General features: G+C 38.3%; 14 protein-coding genes. 7 read left to right on the top strand and 7 right to left on the bottom strand.

Features of this window, described 5'->3' with window-relative positions; translation table 11 throughout:
• Nucleotides 1–66: 66 nt before the first annotated feature.
• From ASE55_RS06890 to smpB, 5 genes are all read right to left on the bottom strand, one after another.
• Nucleotides 67–1038, bottom strand: a complete 972-nt coding sequence (locus tag ASE55_RS06890) for a glycosyltransferase family protein (protein WP_056217009.1) — start codon at nt 1036–1038, stop codon at nt 67–69.
• Nucleotides 1035–1862 carry a UDP-2,3-diacylglucosamine diphosphatase gene (locus ASE55_RS06885; protein WP_056217003.1) on the bottom strand — a complete coding sequence of 276 codons (828 nt, stop codon included), beginning with the start codon at nt 1860–1862 and terminating at the stop codon, nt 1035–1037. The genes ASE55_RS06890 and ASE55_RS06885 overlap by 4 nt, the downstream gene beginning before the upstream one ends.
• 56 nt (nt 1863–1918) lie before the next feature.
• Nucleotides 1919–2659 (bottom strand): YebC/PmpR family DNA-binding transcriptional regulator, encoded by a 741-nt coding sequence (locus ASE55_RS06880; RefSeq protein WP_056217000.1) that lies wholly within the window; start codon nt 2657–2659, stop codon nt 1919–1921.
• A 94-nt stretch (nt 2660–2753) separates the two neighbouring features.
• Complete coding sequence (locus ASE55_RS06875; protein WP_056216998.1) at nt 2754–4238, bottom strand: OmpA family protein; 1485 nt, start codon at nt 4236–4238, stop codon at nt 2754–2756.
• 77 nt (nt 4239–4315) lie between these two features.
• Complete coding sequence (gene smpB / locus ASE55_RS06870) at nt 4316–4774, bottom strand: SsrA-binding protein SmpB (RefSeq protein ID WP_056216995.1); 459 nt, start codon at nt 4772–4774, stop codon at nt 4316–4318.
• Nucleotides 4775–4890: 116 nt separating this feature from the next.
• On the opposite strand from smpB, the gene ASE55_RS06865 reads away from it, so the two are divergent.
• The gene (locus ASE55_RS06865) at nt 4891–6513 is read left to right on the top strand and encodes an ABC-F family ATP-binding cassette domain-containing protein (RefSeq protein ID WP_056216993.1); all 1623 of its coding nucleotides are present in this window, start codon (nt 4891–4893) and stop codon (nt 6511–6513) included.
• 78 nt (nt 6514–6591) lie between these two features.
• Here ASE55_RS06865 and ASE55_RS06860 read toward each other — a convergent pair whose 3' ends face one another.
• Complete coding sequence (locus tag ASE55_RS06860) at nt 6592–7407, bottom strand: M48 family metalloprotease (RefSeq protein ID WP_056216990.1); 816 nt, start codon at nt 7405–7407, stop codon at nt 6592–6594.
• A gap of 113 nt (nt 7408–7520) precedes the next feature.
• Between ASE55_RS06860 and recJ the strand changes: the two genes are divergently transcribed.
• The 6 genes from recJ to ASE55_RS06830 all read left to right on the top strand — a co-directional run bounded on the left by recJ (nt 7521) and on the right by ASE55_RS06830 (nt 14457).
• The gene (recJ, locus tag ASE55_RS06855; protein WP_056216986.1) at nt 7521–9233 is read left to right on the top strand and encodes a single-stranded-DNA-specific exonuclease RecJ; all 1713 of its coding nucleotides are present in this window, start codon (nt 7521–7523) and stop codon (nt 9231–9233) included.
• Nucleotides 9234–9266: 33 nt separating this feature from the next.
• Nucleotides 9267–9632 (top strand): four helix bundle protein, encoded by a 366-nt coding sequence (locus tag ASE55_RS06850; RefSeq protein WP_056216983.1) that lies wholly within the window; start codon nt 9267–9269, stop codon nt 9630–9632.
• Between the two features lie 10 nt (nt 9633–9642).
• Complete coding sequence (nadD, locus tag ASE55_RS06845) at nt 9643–10227, top strand: nicotinate (nicotinamide) nucleotide adenylyltransferase (protein ID WP_056216980.1); 585 nt, start codon at nt 9643–9645, stop codon at nt 10225–10227.
• Between the two features lie 76 nt (nt 10228–10303).
• Nucleotides 10304–10642, top strand: a complete 339-nt coding sequence (locus ASE55_RS06840) for a DUF3817 domain-containing protein (RefSeq protein ID WP_056216978.1) — start codon at nt 10304–10306, stop codon at nt 10640–10642.
• Nucleotides 10643–11163: 521 nt separating this feature from the next.
• Nucleotides 11164–13419 carry a TonB-dependent receptor domain-containing protein gene (locus ASE55_RS06835; RefSeq protein WP_056216974.1) on the top strand — a complete coding sequence of 752 codons (2256 nt, stop codon included), beginning with the start codon at nt 11164–11166 and terminating at the stop codon, nt 13417–13419.
• Between the two features lie 180 nt (nt 13420–13599).
• The gene (locus ASE55_RS06830) at nt 13600–14457 is read left to right on the top strand and encodes an alpha/beta hydrolase (RefSeq protein ID WP_056216971.1); all 858 of its coding nucleotides are present in this window, start codon (nt 13600–13602) and stop codon (nt 14455–14457) included.
• Between the two features lie 41 nt (nt 14458–14498).
• On the opposite strand, the gene ASE55_RS06825 is transcribed toward ASE55_RS06830, so the two are convergent.
• Entirely contained in the window at nt 14499–16256 is a 1758-nt protein-coding gene (locus ASE55_RS06825; protein ID WP_056216968.1) for a discoidin domain-containing protein, read from the bottom strand.
• Nucleotides 16257–16379: the final 123 nt, after the last annotated feature.

Below are 16379 nucleotides of genomic sequence, written 5' to 3'. Positions count from 1 at the left end.
ATAATAATTTTTACTTTTAAATAATATGACTTCCAAAAAATAATTTATAAAATGATATTGATCTTGTTAAAATTTCAAAACTTCGTTCAATAATATGTTTTCGATATCATCGGGATAATCTACCTTAAAATAGAGATCAGAATTTACCCAGTTTTCAATTTCTTTTTTATCCAAAATTTTAGAATTAGGAATTCCCATTTTATCCAGTGCGCAGGCATTGCATTCCTGTTCATATTGGTTGTGGATCGGGATAACAAATAATTTTTTATCCATGAAAAGCGCTTCGGCAGGGGTTTCAAAACCGGCATTGCACAGAATACCTTCACAGCTTTCAAAATATTTCAGGTAATGAACCTCATCAACGGGGAAGATTTCAACATTACTTTCTTTATACTGAAGTTTACTGTACCTGGAAAAAATTTTCCATTCTACAGGAATCTGTTTTACAATTTTAATGATGTTCTCATCTGAGAAACTGGGCAAATACACAAGATAAAAACCTTTTTTTTCAGGCTGCAAATCTCTTATTTTCTTTCTGATGACAGGCTTTTTAATCTGTGGGTGATAATTTTCAAAATGAAAACCTATCCTTCTTGTACTGGGTACGTAATATTTTAAAATCAATTCACCGAAGGGATCTTTCTTATCAGGTTTCGGGGTTTCTTTAAACAGCATTGAAGCCTGATGGCTCAGTTCAATCATCGGGTTTTTATTGAGTCTACACGCCCAACCCGTTAATGGTTCATAATCATTGATGATCAAATCATAATCCGAAAGCCTGATCTGCCTGATAATCTTAACAGCTTCCAGAAAACGGTTGCCTGTAAGTGTTTTTCTGTAGGACAGGCCTCCTGTTTTATTATAGAGCAGTGAAACCCCTTTGTGCTGGAAATTAACATCAAAATCTGCTTTTAACTGAGACTGATGCCCACTGATCAGTGTATCTACTGAAGCATATTTTTTCAGAAGAGGAACAATCTCCTGTGCGCGGGCTACATGGCCGTTGCCTGTTCCCTGAAATGCGTATAAGATTTTCATACTGTGAAATTGGTTACCATTTTTAAAAGCTCGATACTGTCTACGTCCTGAATTTCCTCCGCCTCTTCATCTTTCAGCAGATGCTTATGGTCTTCGTAGTAAAAAATTTCCCATTTTTTATCATGATATTCCAGGGCAGAAAGGTTTTCAATCCAGTCCCCGGAATTCAGATAGGTACAGGAACCCTTTTTATTGATCACCTCACGGATCTGGGGCTGATGGATATGGCCGCAGACTACATAATCGTAGTGATTGTCAATGGCCAGTTCCGAAGCAGTCAGTTCGAAATCCCCGATATATTTTACTGCTTTTTTTACATTATTTTTGATCTTTTTTGAAAATGAATATTTTTCCTTTCCCATTTTATCCAAAAACCAATTGACCATGTTGTTGATCACAATCAGGAGATCATATCCTTTACCGCCCAGTTTTGCAATCCATTTGGAATGCTGAACTGAAGCGTCAAAGACGTCTCCATGGAAGATCCATGTTTTTTTATCGTTTATATTGAGGCAGATTTTATTGCAGACTTTGAGTTTACCCAATTGGAAATCGGTAAACTTACGGAACATCTCGTCGTGATTTCCGGTGATGTAGTATACATCTGTATTTTTGGTAGCCAGTGAAAGGATCTTTTTAATTACTTTCAGATGGGGCTTAGGGAAGTAAGACTTTTTGAATTGCCAGATATCAATAATATCACCGTTCAAAACCAACGTTTCGGGCTGTATAGAATTAAGATACCGCAGTAATTCTTTAGCCTTACATCCATAAGTTCCTAAATGGACATCCGAGATAACAACTAATTCAACGTTTCTTTTCATAGTTTTATGCAAAGAAACTAATTGAAAATTAACTGTATATGAATGCCATATTATTTTTATAAAGCGTTCATCAGTTCTTCACTGATTTCCATGTTGTGGTATACATTCTGTACGTCATCATCTTCTTCAAAGCGGTCAAGCATTTTCATATTGGCTTTAAACTGCTCTTCGTTCACCTCTTTTGTATTGTTCGGGATTCTCTGCAACTCCGCGCTTTTTGCTTCAATTCCCAGTTCATCCAGTTTATGGGAAAGAGAACCGAAATCTTCAAAAGCAGTTGTAATCATTACTTCTTCTTCATCTTTTTCCACGTCTTCTGCTCCGCCGTCGATCATTTCCATCTCGAAGTCTTCCCAATCCATTTTAATCTGGGCTAAATCGATGGTAAAAATCCCTTTTCTATCGAAGATAAATGCCAGTTCACCATTTTTCCCCAGGTTACCGTCAAACTTATTGAAAATGGCCCTTACATTGGCTACCGTTCTTGTGGTGTTGTTTGTTGTGCATTCAATGAAAAATGCAACTCCTCCCTGCCCGTATCCTTCATAAGTAACCTCTTCATAGTTTTCTGCATCGGCACCGCTTGCTTTCTTGATGGCCCGTTCCACATTATCCTTAGGCATATTTGCTCCTTTTGCATTCTGGATACATCTCCTTAATGCAGGATTTGCCTCTACATCCGGACCACCCGCCTTTACGGCCAATGCAATATCTTTACCTATTTTAGAAAAAGTTTTGGCCATCTTATCCCATCTGGCCATTTTAGATGCTTTTCTATATTCAAATGCTCTTCCCATTTTAAATTTTTAATTTTCAACAAAATTAATTAAAAGTCAACGAAAAAAAAATACCCTCAGAAAACTGAGGGTATTATTATTTAGAAAAATTTAATTATTTTCTTTTTTTAGCGGCAGCTTTTTTCTTAGCTGGAGCTTTTTTAACTTTTACTGGAGCCGGATCTTCGTAATCTCTTTTCTTAAGAGCTTCCCACTGAGCCGCATCTTCAATAGCAGTTACCACTACTTTTCTGTCAACTTGTCTTTCAGCATCAGTTGCTTTTTCAGGAACTGTAGCTTTAGCTTCACCAACACCGATAGATTTAAGTGCATTTGCATCAACTCCTCTTGCATCTAACGCAGCAACTACAGCAGCAGCTCTTTGTCTAGATAACTTAAGGTTATAAGCTTCAGCTCCTTTAGCATCAGTTCTACCTTCTAACAGATAGTTACCTCCGTCTTTCTTGATCAGGTCAGCAGCTCTGTCTAATGCTGTAGTAGATTCAGCTTTGATAGTCGCTTTGTTGAAATCAAAGAATACACTTCCGAAGTTTTGCTCTAATTCAATAGCAGTTTGCTTCTTAGGCTTAGGACATCCGTTGTATTCAGGAAGACCTGGAACTGTAGGACAAGCATCATCTTTATCTAAGATACCGTCACCGTCTGTATCTGGCCAAGGACAACCGTTGTTTTCAGCAGGACCTGCAACAGTAGGACAAGCATCATCTTTATCGATTACACCGTCACCGTCAGTATCCGGCCAAGGACATCCGTTGTTTTCAACCGGACCAGCAACATCTGGACATTGGTCATCTTTATCTGGAACTCCGTCACCGTCAGTATCAGGACATCCCTGGAATTCTGGTAAACCTGGAGTATCAGGACATAAATCATCTTTATCTAGGATACCATCCTTATCTCTGTCTCTGTTCCCGAATCTGAAGTTAAGGGAAGCAGAAGCCTGCCAGAAATTAGCAACAGTAGATTTGTCACCTGGAGTGGAAACGTAATCTCCCTGAACACCTAAACCAAAGTTTTTAGTTACCCAGAAGTTTACACCGGCACCTGCAGCAACAGTAAAGAAGTTTGCTTTACCATTTTCAGTACCGTTATCTCCGTTATTAACCATTACTCCGTTAACATCCATTCTAGGGAAGGTAAGAGAAGTATAGTCATGTCTCAGGTAGTTAGCTCCAACTCTTAAATATGGGTCAAACCAAGATTCTTCATTCCATAAAAGCCCTGCAGCTTTAGCCTGGAAACCAAGACCTGTCATTAACATGAATTCTTTACCCATGTTGAATCTTTTGTTTTCAACATTACCTACGGTAGTCTGCCAGTCAATAACCAAACCTTTACCGATGTTTCTTGCAACTGTAAGTTTAGATAATGGAGGTGTAATAGAGAAGTTGTTCACATTGAACATAGTCTTCGTCAAGTTTCTAGCAGAGAACGTATTACTGAAATTACTTCCCTGTGCAAGGTGATTTTCCGCGTGAGCACCAACCCCGATTAACCACGGATTGTTGGTAGTCTGAGCGAACACAGTAGAAGCAACAGTAAGTGCCAATGCTGAAATTCCTAATTTTAGATTTTTCATAGAATTAAATGATTAAATAATTGATAATGCAAAATAAATATAATTTTTCTTTATAAACAAAGTTTTTCAGATGATTTTTAACTTTTCTTTAATATTCTGTCGAGGGTTCGTTTATTTTCTCTATCTTTTATGCTTTCCCTTTTATCAAAGAGTTTTTTACCCCTTGCCAGTGCTATTAAAACCTTTGCTTTGCCTCCGTCATTGATATACAATTTAAGAGGAATAATTGTGTTTCCGGCATCCTTTAACTTTTTTTCAAGTTTCTGCAATTCTTTTTTGTGCAACAGCAATTTCCGTTCCCTTTTTGTTTTATGGTTATAAAAAGTGCCTAATTTATATTCATCAATCATCATATTGATGATATACAGTTCCCCTTCTATAAACTGACAGAATGATTCTGCAATAGATGCTTTTGAAGACCGTAAAGACTTGATTTCAGTTCCGGTTAAAACCATCCCCGCTTCCACCTCTTCCATAATCTCATACTCAAATCTGGCTCTTCTGTTTACTATATTAACTGTCTTTTCGATCTTCATCTTAAATTTCTTTTATGAAATATATAAAAAATACCCCACATTAAAAACTTGAATATTACATTATTACGAAATACCCAAATTCTTTTCGTATTTTTGCGCCAAATTTACAAAACTATATGTTAACAGTATCTAACTTATCTTTACAATTCGGGAAAAGAATTCTTTTTGACGAAGTAAACATTATGTTTACGAAAGGGAACTGCTACGGGATTATCGGGGCAAATGGTGCAGGAAAGTCTACATTCCTTAAAATACTAACAGGCAAGCAGGATCCGACAACAGGCCATATATCTTTAGAACCAGGGAAAAGAATGTCAGTTTTGGAGCAGGATCACTTTGCATATGATCAATATACTGTTCTGGAAACTGTTTTAAGAGGAAATGCAAAATTATTCGAAATAAAAGAAGAGATGGACGCTTTGTACGCCAAAGAAGATTTCTCTGATGAAGACGGGATCAAAGCAGGTGAGCTGGGTGTACTTTATGACGAAATGGGTGGCTGGAACTCAGAATCTGATGCCCAGACGATGCTTTCCAACGTAGGTATCAAAGACGGTATGCACTGGCAGATGATGAGCGAGCTTGAAAATCAGGACAAAGTAAAAGTTCTTTTGGCTCAGGCGCTTTTCGGAAATCCGGATGTACTGATCCTGGATGAACCTACGAATGACCTGGATATCGAAACGATTGCCTGGTTAGAAAATTTCCTTGCAGATTATGAAAACACGGTAATTGTGGTTTCTCACGACCGTCACTTCCTGGATACCGTTTGTACGCACATCGGCGATTTGGATTATGCCAAATTAAACCTGTATACAGGTAACTACTCTTTCTGGTATCAGGCTTCCCAGCTGGCAACGAGACAGAGAGCTCAGGCCAATAAAAAAGCGGAAGAAAAGAAAAAAGAACTTCAGGACTTCATTGCGCGGTTCAGTTCAAACGTAGCAAAAGCGAAACAGGCTACAGCAAGAAAGAAAATGATCGATAAATTAAACATCGATGACATCAAGCCTTCTTCAAGAAGATATCCTGCTATTATTTTCGAAATGGAAAGAGAAGCCGGAGATCAGATTCTGGATGCAAAAGGTCTTGAAAAAACGAAAGACGGCGAATTATTATTTTCAAATATTGATTTGAACCTTAAGAAAGGGGACAAAGTAGCCGTACTTTCCAAAAACTCACTGGCGATTACAGAATTTTTTGAAATTTTAGCCGGAAACTCTGAAGCAGATAAAGGAAGTGTTGCATGGGGCGTTACAACCAACCAGTCTCACATGCCTTTGGACAATACAAAATTCTTCCAGGAAGACATCAGTCTGGTAGACTGGCTGAGACAGTTCACAAAGAATGACGAGGAGCGTCACGAAGAATTCATGAGAGGATTTTTGGGAAGAATGCTTTTCTCAGGTGATGAAGCGTTAAAATCCTGCAAAGTGCTTTCAGGAGGTGAAAAGATGAGATGTATGTTCAGCAGAATGATGCTTCAGAAAGCCAATGTTCTTCTGTTGGATGAACCTACCAACCACTTAGACCTTGAGAGTATCACTACGTTGAACAACTCACTGTCAAATTTCAAAGGAAACCTTCTGCTGGCGTCTCATGACCACGAAATGCTTTCAACAGTCTGTAACAGGATCATCGAACTGACTCCACAGGGAATCATCGACAGAGAAATGTCCTATGACGAATATCTTGCTGATAAAAAAGTAAAGGAATTAAGAGAGAAAATGTATTCTTAAGACTGCATTTTACTGATCATAAAAAATCCTCAGGCTTAGTTTAGCCTGAGGATTTTTATTTGAATGAATACTGATCAATTATTTTGTCAGCTTTGAGGTTGGTAAAGTAACTGTTCCCGGATCTTTCCACAGTCCGTCTTTTTCAGCGCGTTTTTTAATTGCTTCAGCCCTTTTATTGCTGTCCGGGTGAGAATTGAACATCTTCTGAAATCCCGACTGTGCAGAGCCGCCTTCAGAAAGCAATGCCAGTTTTTTAAATGCCGTATACGCTCCTACTACATTGTAGCCGTTGGCTCTCATAAAGTTGTAAGAATAGGTATCCGCTTCAGATTCCTGCTTTTTACTGTGAGAAGCGTCAAGAAAAGCATTGGCCATTTTTCCTACCTGGCTGTCATTAAGCGTGGCAACCGTTGATGAAGCTGAAGAAGCCGCATCCAATGCCGCCGCTTTCAGGTAAGCCGTTTTCATGGCATCTTTGGTATCCTGATTTTTAACGTGGCCGATTTCATGACCGATTACAGCTAATAATTCACTGTCTGTCATAATATCCATTAACGAGGAAAAAACACGTACACTGCCGTCTGCACAGGCAAAAGCATTAATATCTTTCACTTTGTACACCTTGTAATTAAGGTTAAGTCCGTCCTGGGTTTTATGTTTACCGAAAAGCTTGTTCAGCCTTACAGTATACGGATCTTTCGCGCTTGCAACCGGATTATTTTTATCCATATATTCCACGGATTCTTTAGACAGCAGGATGGCATCCTGATTGGTAAAAGTTAAAGCTTTTGCACCGCTGGAAACGATGCCTGCCGCTTTTCCGAGATTAATTTTCTGTGCATTTGCGAAATGCATCGCCCCGATTACCATCAGGCATAAAGTCATTTTTTTCATAGTTTTTTATTTCTAATTTGGACGGTGAAGATAACTGTTTTTTTTATCAATCTTAGAGTCAAATCTTAAGATAAGGATTTCAGAATGCTGTTTTTTTTCCTTATTTTTGTGAAATGAGTCAAAAATGGATTTACAAGCCTGAACCCGATGAAGAAATTGTGGATGGATTAAGTTCGTCACTTGGTTTTGGAACCTTTGAATCTAAACTTCTCGTTATGAGGGGGATTGACAATTACCAAAAGGCAAGAGAATTTTTTAAACCGAACGTTACAGACATCCACAACCCTTTTTTAATGGCCGATATGCAGAAAGCCGTAGAGCGGATTGCCACAGCTATTGAAAACGGAGAAAAAATACTCGTTTACGGAGATTATGATGTAGACGGCACTACGGCTGTTGCCCTGATGTACCTGTACCTCAGCAAAATTGTCCAGAAGAAATACCTGGATTTTTATATCCCCGACAGAAATTCTGAAGGGTACGGTATCTCAACCGAAGGAATTGATTTCGCCAAAGAAAACGGATTTTCATTAATCATAGCCTTGGACTGTGGAATCAAAGCCCTGGATATGATCAATTATGCCAAAAGCCAGTCCATCGATTTTATTATCTGCGACCACCATTTACCCGGTGAAGAAATTCCGAAAGCCATTGCGGTACTGGATCCGAAAAGGCGTGACTGCCGTTATCCGTTTAAGGAACTTTCAGGATGCGGTGTCGGGTTTAAACTGTGTCAGGGACTGAATACCATTTATAAGCTTCCCGAAGCCGAACTGTTTGAACTGACGGATCTCCTCGCGATTTCCATTGCTGCAGATATCGTATCCATGACCGGCGAAAACAGGGTTCTGGCGAAACTGGGATTAAAAACCTTAAGGAAAACCAGAAATCTGGGATTGAGGTTACTGATTCCTGATGATAAGCTTTCGCATTTTGAAATTTCCAATATTGTTTTTGAAATTGCTCCTAAGATTAACGCTGCCGGAAGAATTTCCCACGGAAAAGCAGCCGTTGAACTGATGGTTTCCGATAACCTGAAACATGCCCACCAGATTGTAGGCGACATTGTAGATCTTAACGATGAAAGGCGTGAACTGGATATGAATTCTACCCTTTCTGCCCTTAACCAGGTGATTGAATCCCAGCAGGAAACAAAATATACAACGATCGTGTACCATCCGGAATGGAACAAAGGCGTTATCGGGATTGTGGCTTCAAGACTGATTGAGACCTACTATAAGCCTACGTTAGTTTTCACAGACGGAAACAACGGCGAAATGGTAGCTTCTGCAAGATCCGTATCTGATTTTGACGTGCATGAGGCATTGGACCTGTGTTCTGAATATTTTCTGAAATTCGGAGGGCACCATGCAGCGGCCGGACTTTCAATGGAAAAGGAAAAATTCAGTGCTTTCAAGGAAAAATTTGAGAAAATCGTTTCTGAAAAAATCAAAGAACATCAGAAGGAACCATGCATCACGATAGATTCTGAGATTAAGATCGATGATATCAACCGGGATTTTATAAACTTCCACCGGAAGCTCGCTCCTTTCGGGCCTCACAATATGAAACCTATTCTGGCACTGACCAATCAAAAGCTTTCGGGCTATATCAAAACAATGGGGAAAGATAACAATCACCTTAAGTTTTATATCAGGCAGGAATCCACAGGGCGTAATATCGAATGTGTGGGCTTTAAACTGGGCCAGTTTGCCGATGATTTCAGGAATAAAAATTTTGATTTGGTATTCACTTTGGAGGAGAATCACTGGAAAGGCAATGTAACCCATTACCTGAATATCAAGGATGTGAAATTTAGGGATTAATTTTTAGGGTTTAGCTTTTAGGGATTAGTTATTATGGGAAATTACAAAGAGTTAATGGTTTGGCAGAAATCTGTAGATCTTGTTACAGACATTTATTCCTATACTAAACAGTTTCCAAAAGAGGAAATCTATTCTCTTACCAGCCAGATCCGCCGTTCTTCAATTTCCATTCCGTCTAATATTGCAGAGAGGCATTCCAGAAGATCCCGAATTGATTATATTCAATTTTTAAAAATTGCCAGAGGAAGCTGTGCAGAATTAGAAACCCAATTGATGATCTCAAAAAATTTAGATTATTTAAGATTAACGGAATTCAATTATTTAATTCAAAAATCAGAAGAAATTTCCAAAATGCTCAATGCGTTAATTACCAAACTGCAAGTAAACCCTAACACCTAAGCCCTAAAGTATGAAAAAGATCGGTTTATTTTTCGGGTCATTTAATCCTATCCACATTGGACATTTAATTCTGGCTAATTATATTCTGGAGAATTCAGATATGGATGAACTCTGGTTTGTGGTAAGCCCCCAGAATCCTTTTAAAGAAAAAAAATCTTTATTAAAAGACCATAACCGGCTGGATATGGTGCAGCTTGCCGTTAAAAACTACCCGAAAATGAGGGCTTCGAATGTAGAATTTTCTCTTCCGCAGCCCAGCTATACGATTGATACACTGACCTATCTTCATGAAAAATATCCGGACTATTCATTCAGCCTAATTATGGGTGAAGATAATCTCGCGAGTCTGCCTAAATGGAAAAATTCTGAAACGTTAGTTAAAAACCATCACATTATCGTATATCCAAGGGTTTTTGATCCTGAGAAGGCAGATTCACAGTATCTTCAGCATGAAAATATTTCTCTGATCAAAGCACCTGTTATTGAACTTTCCGCTACGGAAATCCGAAATATGATTAAGGCAGGTAAAAATGTGCGCCCGATGCTTCCGCCGGAGGTTTTTGATTATCTGGACGGCAGCAGTTTTTATAAATGAAGTTAGAAGTTAGAAGTTAGAAGTTAGAAGTTAGAAGTTAGACAAAATTATATTATCCTCAATAACTCATCATTCAATGGATTTCTTAGAAAAATTATTTTCAAAATACCCTCAGGAAAAAACCATCAGATGGTTTAAGCAGATTTGCCTGGCTGAAGCCGTTTCCTGGTTCTTCCTGTTTACAGCAATGATCTGGATCCGTACGGATCCTGAAGATATTTTTGCGATTGTCTACATCAGTACAATTGGCAGTATTCACGGGCTTTTCTTTACGCTTTACCTGATATTTATACCTGCAATAAGAAAAATCTACACATGGGACGATGAAGATTTTGTTTTTTCACTCATGTCGGCATTTTTTCCTTTTGCCACGATTTGGGTAGACAAAAAACTGGCCCGCTTCGACAGGGAATAACATAAATTTAAAGGGCTTTTTAAGCTCTTTTTTTATGCACCTGCATGTAAGTTCCATTCAGTCTGGACCTGCGTATCAGCTTTAACTCACTATTATAAATTGAGATAAAGATTTTCGCTGAATGAGCAATCAATAAATTTCTAAGTAAATTATCTGCTCCTTGATTCTCAATTAATACATTCCGATTTGTTTACCCTGATCTGCACTTTTCTATAAGAACTTCCCTTGTTTTCTCCTTACCAATCTTAATATCACTCAAAATGATCAGCAGTATTTTAGAGAAATTCATCTTAATTGCTATTGAGATGTAACAAAATTGTGACCTGAATTGTTTAATTAAATAGGAATCAGATTTCGATTTAATTTTTTAATATAAAATTTTACATCTGTAAATCAATACATTAAACAAAATATAAAAATATTTTAAGTACTTTGTATTGCATGATACTAAATTTATTACATATCTTTGCAATGTTAAATAATAATAAATACAAGCTATTAAAATCTCTAAAACAGGAAACATGAAAACATCTATACTTATTGCAGCTTTATTCTTCAGCGGATTTGCTTTTGCACAGGAAAAAAAACAGGATACTGTAAAAACAAAAAGCATTGAAGGCGTTACCCTAACCAAACAGGTTTTTAAGAAACAGAGCGACCGTTTTGTTTATGACGTTGCCGCTTCACCGGTTGCCAAAGGAAATACAACTTTCGATCTTTTGAAGCAAACTCCCCTTTTATCGACAACGGATGATAAAGCTTTCAAAATTGTAGGAAAAAATAATGCTCTTATCTACATCAACGGCAGGAAAACCAATATGGATGCAGAATCTCTTACACAGTTCTTAAAAAATACTCCGGCAGAAAATATTCAGAAAATTGAGGTAATTACGGTTCCGGGAAGTGAGTATCAGGTAGAATCTTCAGACGGAATCATCAATATTATTCTGAAAAAGAAAATGAGCGACGGAACCAGCGGAAACATGAGGATGTCTAACTCTCAGAATAAATATAACGCAAGCCAGGCCAGTTTTTCTGTTAATTACAGAAAAGATAAGCTGGGCGTTACGGCTAATTTAAGCGGCGGAGAAAACATCAACCCGCAGGCTTACATTTTAAAAAACGGAACCAACAGAATAAAAAATGAATCTGTAGGAAACATTGATGATCCAAATAAAAACTTGGGAGGCTACTTAAACATTGATTATCAACTGACTGAAAAAAGCAACCTGGCACTTTCATGGAATTCGTGGGCGAATAAAAGCTATAATTCTACTATCAATTTACTGAATACGATTACAGAATATGATAAAGACGGAATTTTAACCTCAACAAAATATACAAGAACACAAAATAAGGAAGATGCAAGAAATTACAACAATTCGGTTAATTTAAATTATGAAATAAAACTCGACTCTTTAGGAAGTAAATTCAATGCCAATGCGGCTTATCTTATTTACAAAAGGTTTCAGTATTCCGACAACAATACGCTGAACCTTGCAGATTTGGGAAGCCTGCCTACACCAGGAAAAAAAATCACTCAGAATATTCCGCAAATTGTGAACAATTTTTCGGCAACTGTAGATTATATCCAGAAATTCAAAAATGATTTCACCTTTTCTGCAGGAGGAAATTTTAACAAAACAAAAACAGATAACGATACCAAAAACTTTACTTTTCTATATGATAATGGTATTATGCAGAATCCTGATGCAGATTTCAACCATTTTATTTACGATGAAAACATTTACGGAGCTTACATCACGTTTGAGAAAAAATTCTCTGATAAATTCTCAGGAAAAGTGGGCGCAAGATATGAAATCACCAACAGTGTAGGTACTGCTGACAGTTTTAAAAACAATGCAGAAGGACACCAAAAAATTGAGCAAAATTATAATAACTTACTTCCTTATCTAAGCTTCAATTATGCAATTAACGACAAGAATAATCTTTCTTATGCATTTTCAAGCAGAATGAGAAGACCGAGCTTTTGGGAGCTGAATCCGGTAAGAAATATCATTACTGAGGATAATTATACTCAAAACAATCCTTTTGTAAAAGCATCTTCAAGCTATAACCAGGAACTGACGTATATGTACAAGAATTCCTATTTCGTGATTTTAAACCATTCTTATGAAAAAGATCAGATCACGCAGGTTCCTTTGCAGAGAAAGTATACCGATGAAAACAATGTAGAAAGAGTAAAACTGGCATACATCAGAACCAATTTCGGAGATAAACAGGAAATGTCTGCCATGCTGGGAATTCAGAAATCATTCTTCAAACAATATGTAACGTTGAATTTTAATGCGGGCGTTCAGCACAATATCAACAACGGAACCTTGAATACAGATCCTACAACGGGACAGGTTTTTGACACGTATGTTAACAACAGAAAATCGACAAGCTTTATCGTTACCAGCAACAATACGATTCGTTTAGACAAAAAGAAAACATGGTTTCTGGGTGTAAATTATTTCTATGTAGACAAACAGCAGATCGAATTGGGAATGTTGAAAAGTTTAATGAGTTTAGATCTAAGCATCAAGAAAAACTGGAACGACTGGACTTTTGCAGTGAATGTAAATGATGTATTACGAACAAATGTGGTAGAAATAGAAGATATGCAGGATTCCGGAAACTACAATTATATCAGAAACGACCAATACAAAAGAAACTTAACGGTAAGCATCACATACAATTTCGGAAACAGCAAGGTGAAAAAAGTAAGAGACATTGAAGGGGCCTCTGATGCCATTAAAAACAGGACACGATAATCATCAACTAATCAATCATTTCTTCATATCATTATTTTTTTATGGTAAAGCCTGCAGGGAAATCTGCAGGCTTTCTCTTTTGAAGACAGCAGACAATACCCTATTTTAACGGTAAGCATAATAATTGTATTCATAGATGCAGTTTCAGTTATTTAATTATTGGCTTAAATAAAGTTAAAGATGAAAAACGGTATATTGATTTCAGGTATTCTGCTGCTGTTATGTTTTACAGTGTGCAGACAGAAAAGCACTGACTCAGCAAACAGCTCTTTATCTACGGGTAAAACAGACGTTTCTTACGGACCGGAATCTGATCAGCGGATGGATCTTTACATCCCTCAGAAGACAACAAGAAAAGAAGTGTTCATTATCATCCACGGCGGCGGCTGGCGCGGGGGAAGAAGATCCCAACTGACTCTTTTTACCCATCGTTTAATGGAAAAATTTCCGGGCCATGTTTTTGCTAATATGGATTACAGGCTGGCCTCTACCTCCCGCTTTGCCCTGCCGAACCAGACGGATGATATACAGCGCGTTATTGATTATCTGGAGAAAACATTACCGTTCAAGCCAAACTATATCCTTCTCGGCAACAGCGCCGGCGGCCATCTTTCCATGTTGTATGCATACAGGTATGACCGTGGGAAAAAAGTAAAAGCCGTAGTGAATATCGTCGGTCCTGCAGATCTGGGCGATCCCGGATTTAAAAGTTATGACGATTATGCTTTTTTAGAAAATTACCTGGCAGACCCGAAAGTATACGGAAACAGGGAATCACTGATGAATACGGTAAGCCCGGTGTATTGGGTGACCCAAACCTCTTCTCCCACGCTTTCTTTTTACGGAACGGAAGATACCGTTGTTCCTGTATCACAAATGAAAATCCTGGATTCTTCTTTGCAGCGCTACCATATATATCATGAATCCTATACATTCAACGGCAACCATGTGGAATGGCAGAATGAACCCAATGCTTCATTGTTGATTACAAAAACTGAATTGTTTCTGAGGAATATTTCCAAAACAAAAACGCCCTGAAAATTCAGAACGTTTTAGTCTATATAAGGATGAGCATGTATTTATTCTGATTTAAAAACTTCCGTCTTTTCTGAAACCCCGTTGGCATTAAATGCTTCAATCTGGAAATAGTAGGCATCAGTTCTGTCGGCTCCGGTAAAGAAATATTCATTTTTACCATAGACCATAATGCTTCCGTAGAGCTTGTCGGGAGATTTCCCCCAATAGATCACATACCCGTCGGCTTCGGAATTCTGCTGCCATTTCATCCAGATGCTTCTTCTTTCGCCGTATTTTTTAGGATCTGCTCTCAAGGGAACAAAATTCTGAACTTTTGCAGGAACAGCTCCGGCTCCTTTCCCGAACACCCGGAATCCGCTTAATGCAAATTTCCCGGTCGGCATTTTCAGGTTCTCCATTTTCAGGAATCTTGCTTTGGCAGGTTTTTCCAGCTCAACATAATCATGAGGGACGTCTCTGGTATTTTTGCTTTTATCAACAATCACTTTCCATTTTTTTCCGTCATCCGAACCATAAATTTTATACTGGTGCATTTTTCCCAGTGTCTTGCCTAAAAACTCAATGTCCTGATCCGCATAATTAATCTGAATTGCATTAATGGAAGATACTTCCCCCAGATCCGTCTGGAACCATTCACCGGAATTTCCGGTTTTCGCACTCCAGTAGGTTTTAATATCTTCATCCACCGCATAATTGGAATGGTACCCGCCCAATGTTGAGGAAACCTGAACCGGCTTATTGTAATTCAGCAGCATCCAGCCTGCAAAAAGGCCTTTGGAAAAATCTTTTCCCTGTGCATATTGCGGAAGATAGGTAGGATAATCACCATACGCAGTATTGCAGTACATCACATCATCTTTATCAAATCCGGCAGGCCAGATCCCCAGCCTTCTTTCAAAGTTATTTTTAGTGGAGATAAAGATGGTTGAAACATGCCACCAGTTTTTATAATTGTCCTCAAAAGTAGCTCCGTGCCCGGCTCCTCTTGCGAAACCTCCCGGCTTATAGGAAAACGGATTGTGCTGCTGGTATTCGAATCCTTCCAGGGCATTATTACTGACATATACGCCGTCTGAATAGCCGCTGAACTCTGTAGCCGGTGCGCCATACTGCATATAATATTTACCGTTATGCTTCGTCATCCAGGCACCTTCCACAAAAGGCTGAAGAAAAACATTATCATTGTATTCCCCGAATCTTTCCCAGCCATGGTCTTCGGGCTTTAATCTTAAAATCGGTTTTACAAAACCTTCAGACTGAAGGGTCTTTGTCTTCACTTCTGTTCCCAACAGCGGCCATTCGTTGCTGGATCCCCAGTACAGATACAGTTTATTTTTGTCTTCATCGTAATGAAATGCAGGATCCCAGGCGCCTACTTTCAGGGTATCTACGGCAATCTTCCAGTCGTCTTTCGTTGGATTGGTACTTTTCCAGATCGGGAAATCCTGTTCCCAGGTGGATCCGAAAACATATAACGTATCTTTCATCGCCCAGACTGCCGGAGCGTTGAGGTCATGGATGTATTTATTGTCCCGTAGAAAATTCCTCTTCACAAATTTCCAGTCGAGCATATCGTCGCTGTACCAGTAGCCTTCCTGGTTGGTAGAAAACAGGAACAGCTTATTTTTAAAATTAACAATAACGGGGTCTGCCGTGGCCCGGTGCTTCCCCTGTTTTGAGAAAGCTTCAAAAGGGGTATATCCGTAGTCAATGTTAATCGGGTTACAGAATGTTTTCTGTTGTGCATTTAAGCTTAATATTCCCAAAAAAGTCATCAGGGAGAAAAGATACTTCTGCATTTTTATGTTTTTAACTTATGAACAAAAATAGGTAAGTTTTTTTAAAATGTACAGGGCCGGAGATTTTAAATCTGCAATATCCGGTTTTATAAGTTGCCGGTTTTTGTTATGAAAAAGCTTTGC

The organism is Chryseobacterium sp. Leaf201 (assembly GCF_001421435.1).
Lineage (GTDB): Bacteria > Bacteroidota > Bacteroidia > Flavobacteriales > Weeksellaceae > Chryseobacterium.
Note: the sequence above shows the minus strand (reverse complement) of the source record. Positions and strands in the feature narration are given on the sequence as shown.

Coding starts and splice junctions, on each gene's coding strand:
- ASE55_RS06890 (WP_056217009.1), bottom strand. CDS start 1,038: ATGAAAATCTTATACGCATTTCAGGGAACAGGCAACGGCCATGTAGCC.
- ASE55_RS06885 (WP_056217003.1), bottom strand. CDS start 1,862: ATGAAAAGAAACGTTGAATTAGTTGTTATCTCGGATGTCCATTTAGGA.
- ASE55_RS06880 (WP_056217000.1), bottom strand. CDS start 2,659: ATGGGAAGAGCATTTGAATATAGAAAAGCATCTAAAATGGCCAGATGG.
- ASE55_RS06875 (WP_056216998.1), bottom strand. CDS start 4,238: ATGAAAAATCTAAAATTAGGAATTTCAGCATTGGCACTTACTGTTGCT.
- smpB (WP_056216995.1), bottom strand. CDS start 4,774: ATGAAGATCGAAAAGACAGTTAATATAGTAAACAGAAGAGCCAGATTT.
- ASE55_RS06865 (WP_056216993.1), top strand. CDS start 4,891: ATGTTAACAGTATCTAACTTATCTTTACAATTCGGGAAAAGAATTCTT.
- ASE55_RS06860 (WP_056216990.1), bottom strand. CDS start 7,407: ATGAAAAAAATGACTTTATGCCTGATGGTAATCGGGGCGATGCATTTC.
- recJ (WP_056216986.1), top strand. CDS start 7,521: ATGAGTCAAAAATGGATTTACAAGCCTGAACCCGATGAAGAAATTGTG.
- ASE55_RS06850 (WP_056216983.1), top strand. CDS start 9,267: ATGGGAAATTACAAAGAGTTAATGGTTTGGCAGAAATCTGTAGATCTT.
- nadD (WP_056216980.1), top strand. CDS start 9,643: ATGAAAAAGATCGGTTTATTTTTCGGGTCATTTAATCCTATCCACATT.
- ASE55_RS06840 (WP_056216978.1), top strand. CDS start 10,304: ATGGATTTCTTAGAAAAATTATTTTCAAAATACCCTCAGGAAAAAACC.
- ASE55_RS06835 (WP_056216974.1), top strand. CDS start 11,164: ATGAAAACATCTATACTTATTGCAGCTTTATTCTTCAGCGGATTTGCT.
- ASE55_RS06830 (WP_056216971.1), top strand. CDS start 13,600: ATGAAAAACGGTATATTGATTTCAGGTATTCTGCTGCTGTTATGTTTT.
- ASE55_RS06825 (WP_056216968.1), bottom strand. CDS start 16,256: ATGCAGAAGTATCTTTTCTCCCTGATGACTTTTTTGGGAATATTAAGC.